This is a genomic window from Pedobacter sp. (assembly GCF_035566355.1).
GTDB lineage: Bacteria > Bacteroidota > Bacteroidia > Sphingobacteriales > Sphingobacteriaceae > Pedobacter.
The window spans coordinates 1-5,191 of the sequence record NZ_DATMRL010000025.1 but is presented as its reverse complement, the minus strand read 5'-3'; the positions used below and the strand labels follow the sequence as shown (position 1 = coordinate 5,191).

Genomic DNA, 5,191 nt, shown 5'->3' with positions numbered 1-5,191 from the left:
CTTTAAAGATGAGCGCTATCTCCCATTTGAAGGTACAGGTGCGATCAGCAGCTGGAGGTTAGAGCTTCCTGCTTCTGAAATCAGGCAATTTGATTATAACACGATTGCTGATGTGATTGTACATATCAAGTATACCTCTCGCGAAGGTGGCTCTTCGTTAAAAAATCTGGCCAATGCTTCTTTAAAAGACCGGTTGGACGTGATCAGGCAGCAGCTTTCGAAAGAAGGTTTGCATGTAGCGGTCAATGTGAAACACGATTTACCGAACCAGTGGAATTTGTTAAAAACTGCTGGTCATGTCGATTTAACGATCGATTCGATGCGATTGCCGTATATGGCGCAGATGCTGAACCCGGTTATCGAAGAAGTGATGTTTGTGGCCAAGGTAACGGGAAATCCTGCAAGTTACGCTGTCCAGGTAGACGCCGCGCCATTGAACATGGCCAGAGTAGACGCCTGGAAGCTCTGCCAGGAAACCAGCACATCCATAACCTTAGGTACTTCCTTCAACTTAGCCATCTCCGCGGCTCCGTTGAAAAATCTGGAAGAACTGATATTAGTGGTGAAGTATAGCTTTAGTTAGAATATCTTAGCTGCTGTTAAGTTTGGTTTAAGCCAAGCAATGTTCCTCATGCAAGGAACATTGCTTGGCTTTCCCTATTGGTAATTCTCCAGATGTATTTTAAGCAATTCCCGTTTCTTCGCCGCCCAGTCACCGTATTCTTTGGCGGTTTTCATGTCGCCAAGCCCCGTCATCGTAGAGGCAGCGATAGACAATACTTCAGATCCAGAGTCTTTATTTATCACAAGTTTCAGCCATTCGCCAAACACCTTTCGCTCCTGCTCTGAACGAATATTTCTGGCCAGATACCTCACCTTATTATCATCATCGTTAAAATTTACCACAGCAAATTTCAGAAATGCCAGAAGATCTTTGTGTATGTTAAAGAAATAGTTTTCTGCAATGTCCAGCTGGCCATAAGGCCAGTCTGTTGCAGAGAACAAGGGTTTTATATGTTTCAGGAAGAGGTCAAACTTCGCGTCATCCCGCAGAGGAACTTCACTTTTTAACCTACTGGCTATAATCCTGTTCCGCTTATCCCAAACCAATTCCCGGCCATACAAGTTTTCCAGCCTGGCATAGTTATCCAGAAAATAGCTATTCAGTTCAGGGTTTAAATTATTGGCCATTAACAACGGCATTGCGTACATTTCTTTGGTTTTATCCTTCCCTTTTAACCACTCCGCTAAAGCCTGTATGTCAATACTTTTACGCTCCTTAAATAATGTAATATAAAATGCCGGATAGGCAACATCCAATTCTGGGCTAAATCCAGCCATAATTTGATTGCTTTTAGATTGCGACATTGCCTCTTTTAAACGCTTTAGAAATTTGTCACCCTCTTTATAGCCCGAAAAACGGCTAACAAGTCTACCTTCCTGGTTGAACAGCAAAAATGTGGGGAAACCAGTAACTGCATACTTCATTTGGAGCGCCTTACCCAGCGTATCGGATAAAAAATCAATTTTCGAAAAAATAAAACTGTCTGCCAGAAGCTGTTTTACCTCTGGCCATACAAAAACAGTTTCCTCCATTTGTTTACACGGAGCGCAGCCTTCAAAATAAGCATCTACCAAGACCATTTTATTTTCTTTTTTCGCCTGGTCAAATATCGCTTTCCATGCCTGTGCCTTTGCAAGTGGAAGTTCCTGGGCACAGGCGACTATGGATAGAGACATCATCAGCAATACCATATATATTTTAAGATGTTTCATATTCATTTGTGTCAATTGGCCAGTGTTTTTTCTAGTAAAGCCTTGAGTTCCGGGGCAGATGGTCTTGGAGCATCAATGCTGATGATCTTCCCGGCCTTATCAAATACCATAAAACGTGGGATAGCATCAATTTTGTAATATTTGGACAAATCGCCCCAGCCCGCAGCAAATAGCTGCAGACCACCAAGGTTCTCGTCTTTGATCATTTTAAGCCATTTTTCTTTGTCTCGGGCTTCGTCCACAGAAATACTCACCATTTGCACATCCCTGTTCTTCATATCTTCTTCCAGCTTTTTCAAATAAGGAATCTGTGCTTTACAAGGCCCGCACCAGGTAGCCCAGACATCCACAAGTACAACTTTCCCTTTTAAATCTGCCATGGAAACAGTCTTGCCATCTTTATCCTGATAAGAAAAATTAAAAGCGGCTTCTCCTGTTTTTAGCGTGGCCAGCGGTGCAGCAATTTCAATCTGTCTTTTCTTTAATCTGTCGGTTAAAAAATACTTTGAAAAAGCCTCCAAATAAGCAGTATAATCTGAATAGTTTTTCAAACCGGCCATTCGTTGTATAACGAAATCTCCCTTTAAAGTATCATTGCTAATTAAAGGTAAAACTGTTTTTACGCCCTCTATCCCCTCTTTAAATGGTATGTTTTTTTGACGCATATTGATCATTAATGTTGCTTCAAAAACTCTCTTTCCCCAAGGATATTCATAGATCTTTGACGCTGTCTGGCTTAATTTAGATGAACCCAATCCATTATAATAAGGACTAAATTCTTCTACCGACGGATGAGCTGCCCTTGGCGTATTTAGAAAATTTGAAGCATAGTTGGCAAGATCCATCTCTATAATATCTTTCATCCTGCGGTCAAACTTCAAATTACCTGTAGCCTTGCCCTTTAAAAATTGTTTTGATTTTGCCACAACATCTTCCAGTTGAGGAAAAAAATCAACAAAAGTACTTGAACCGCCTCCTCTCATAAAATTGATGGATTTCTGATAAATGGAATCCGTAAGCTTAAACCATTGCCACATCACCGCATTTTCTTTTGAATTGCTGGTTCCGCTTAATTCATAAGTACTGTTTTTTAAAACTACAGACAGCTTGTCACCACCCTTAAAATAAAAGGTGTACTGGTCTGTTGGACTATTCGGTTTCCCCGTACCAAGGACATAAAGTCCTTCATATTCCGGATAAAAAGCAAAGCCAAAGCGGCCATCTTTTCCAGGAATGGAGCTGGCCAATTCAGACAATTCGCCATCACTTACTTTATAAAGTTTAACGGTACCAGGTCTTTCCATGGCCAATAATCCTGTAACTTCTACCGGGATCTGCGCAAAAGTGCACAGCCCTGCCAGCACCAGCGTCGCTGTGCTTAACATTCTTTTAAAATTCATAATTGCTTGTATTAATATTTGTATGTTGGGTAATAAGCTTGCCCCGAAGGCAAGCCTGAGGCCCTAAATTTTATTCTCGATAAGTAACGTCAATAATTTTTCCCATTCCAGAAAATGAGTTATATAGAGATAAATCTCCATTTAAATTAGGTACATTGTACAAATCCATTTTACCTGAAGATGAAGGATTCCCTTCCTCATAAGTACAGACAATTAACTTTGTCGCATACTCCGCATATCTCGTTTTTAAAGGATCATATACCATTTTCTGGTATTTGATCAGGCTAATTTTTCTGGATCCGTAATCTGCAACCATGGCATTTGATCTATCAAACACATTGTAGCGGTATATTTTTGACCCCGTGGCATACAGTAAATAACCCTGTTGCGGGTCTATTGCAAACTGACTTGCACCAGTCATTGGAGCCGCAGTTGTAATTTCATCAAAGGCCAGAGGAACAAAAGAATCTGAATTGCAGCGCATACGGGCAAGGAACAACTTTCCCGTATTATTTTTAAACAGTGCATAAGTCTGTGCGGTAATTGCTGGTGTAGAGGCCATGTATACCAGGTCCATGCCAATATTGCCCGGATCAAATAATGACGGTGCAGAAGGCGTTGCAATTGGTGCAACCGGAACAGAAACGGAAGTATTGAAATTTTTATGCTCCATAAACCTTTTCCTGGTCACATCATACAATAAAGCATAATTATTTGATTGCATGTATCCTTCCGCATACATAGGAGAAATATTTACGGCTTCTCCGGTAATCAATTTATTAACTGCACTGGCATAACCTATACTCGAAGTAGGGTTTTCAAAAAAGAGCTGACCTAAATTATCATACATATAACTTAAATTACCACCCTGGCACCTTACAGATTTTGCATAGTAAGGAGGAGGAAAATAATTGCTCATAGTATTGATGATATCCGTATATGAACTAAATGTATTGTCCTCAGTATTGATCACAACAGTGTTTTGGTCTGTTCCCACAAGCACCGACCTTCCAGATTTACCGGAAAAAACGTCTCTTCGCTGATAGAACTGGACCATTTGCGGTTTTCCTTTTAAGCGCAGCGTACTAAAGGCCAGCAATATATCCTGATAATATTGAAAGCTGTTGGTGGCTGCACTATAATTCAGGTAATCTAACCGGGCATTACTGTTATCCGTCTCATTTAAGATTACCCAACCATCAGAAATATTGGTATTGACCAGTAAATTAAATACTTTCTTCCAGATAACCCCTGTGCTTTTTTCTTTAACAGTATAATAGATAGTGTACGTCTTATCAGTAGAGGCCAGGTCTACCGTCCAGTTCAGGTTGCGTGTGGTGGCTATAACCCTGGAGACTGTGGGCGAACTTTTTGGGTCCAGAGAAAGCCATTGATAAGTATACTTACTGGTATCCGCAGATTGGTCCTGGGTAAAGGCCAGTTGTGGAGAGATAGATAGTTTTTCTCCCCTGAGTGTAGTATAAAGACTCTCTATTCCACTGATTTTTGCGTCATTAATATCTTTATAACTATAATTTCCCATATCCTTTTTACAGGATACAAGGACCAGGAACAGCAGTACGATAATTGCGGTCCGGCTGGTTATATATTTCTTTTTCATGGATTCTATATTTAGATTCAAATTGGTTAACTCGCGTATTTACCCATAGTCATCAAAGTCACCCCATCGGCCTCATATACTGGAGTACCTTTAGCCTGCATCTGGTCCAGATAGGCTTTTAAACCGTTGGCCCAGCCCGATAAACGGAAATAGTTCGAATTGGTCAGAAACCAGTTTGGTTTAACCAATTCCTCGGCATTGAGGTTAAACCTGTTGATCAGCAGTTGGAATTTGAGGGTACTGAACGTGCCCAGGTAACCGGATGTAAAACTGTAATACACACTGTTGGCATCCCAGAATGGCGGAGCACCTGCAATATCATCTACCTTTATTTTCAGACGGGTATAATATTGTGGCCTGGTTTGCCCGCCGCTGGTTATATCCTTACTCAGAA

At 40.9% G+C, this 5,191-nt stretch carries 5 protein-coding genes; 1 reads left to right on the top strand and 4 read right to left on the bottom strand.

What is annotated here, in order from left to right; all coding sequences use genetic code 11:
- Positions 1–583 (top strand): hypothetical protein (locus VNZ46_RS00905; RefSeq protein WP_325558179.1); only part of this gene is annotated, 583 nt, incomplete at its 5' end.
- Between the two features lie 74 nt (positions 584–657).
- Here the strand turns inward: VNZ46_RS00905 and VNZ46_RS00900 are convergent.
- The 4 genes from VNZ46_RS00900 to VNZ46_RS00885 all read right to left on the bottom strand — a co-directional run.
- Positions 658–1,776 (bottom strand): thioredoxin family protein, encoded by a 1,119-nt coding sequence (locus tag VNZ46_RS00900; RefSeq protein WP_325558178.1) that lies wholly within the window; start codon positions 1,774–1,776, stop codon positions 658–660.
- Between the two features lie 11 nt (positions 1,777–1,787).
- Positions 1,788–3,176 (bottom strand): TlpA disulfide reductase family protein, encoded by a 1,389-nt coding sequence (locus VNZ46_RS00895; RefSeq protein ID WP_325558177.1) that lies wholly within the window; start codon positions 3,174–3,176, stop codon positions 1,788–1,790.
- A gap of 70 nt (positions 3,177–3,246) precedes the next feature.
- Entirely contained in the window at positions 3,247–4,797 is a 1,551-nt protein-coding gene (locus tag VNZ46_RS00890; protein ID WP_325558176.1) for a PKD-like family lipoprotein, read from the bottom strand.
- Positions 4,798–4,823: 26 nt separating this feature from the next.
- Positions 4,824–5,191: hypothetical protein (locus VNZ46_RS00885; protein ID WP_325558175.1), on the bottom strand; the 368-nt coding region annotated here is incomplete at its 5' end.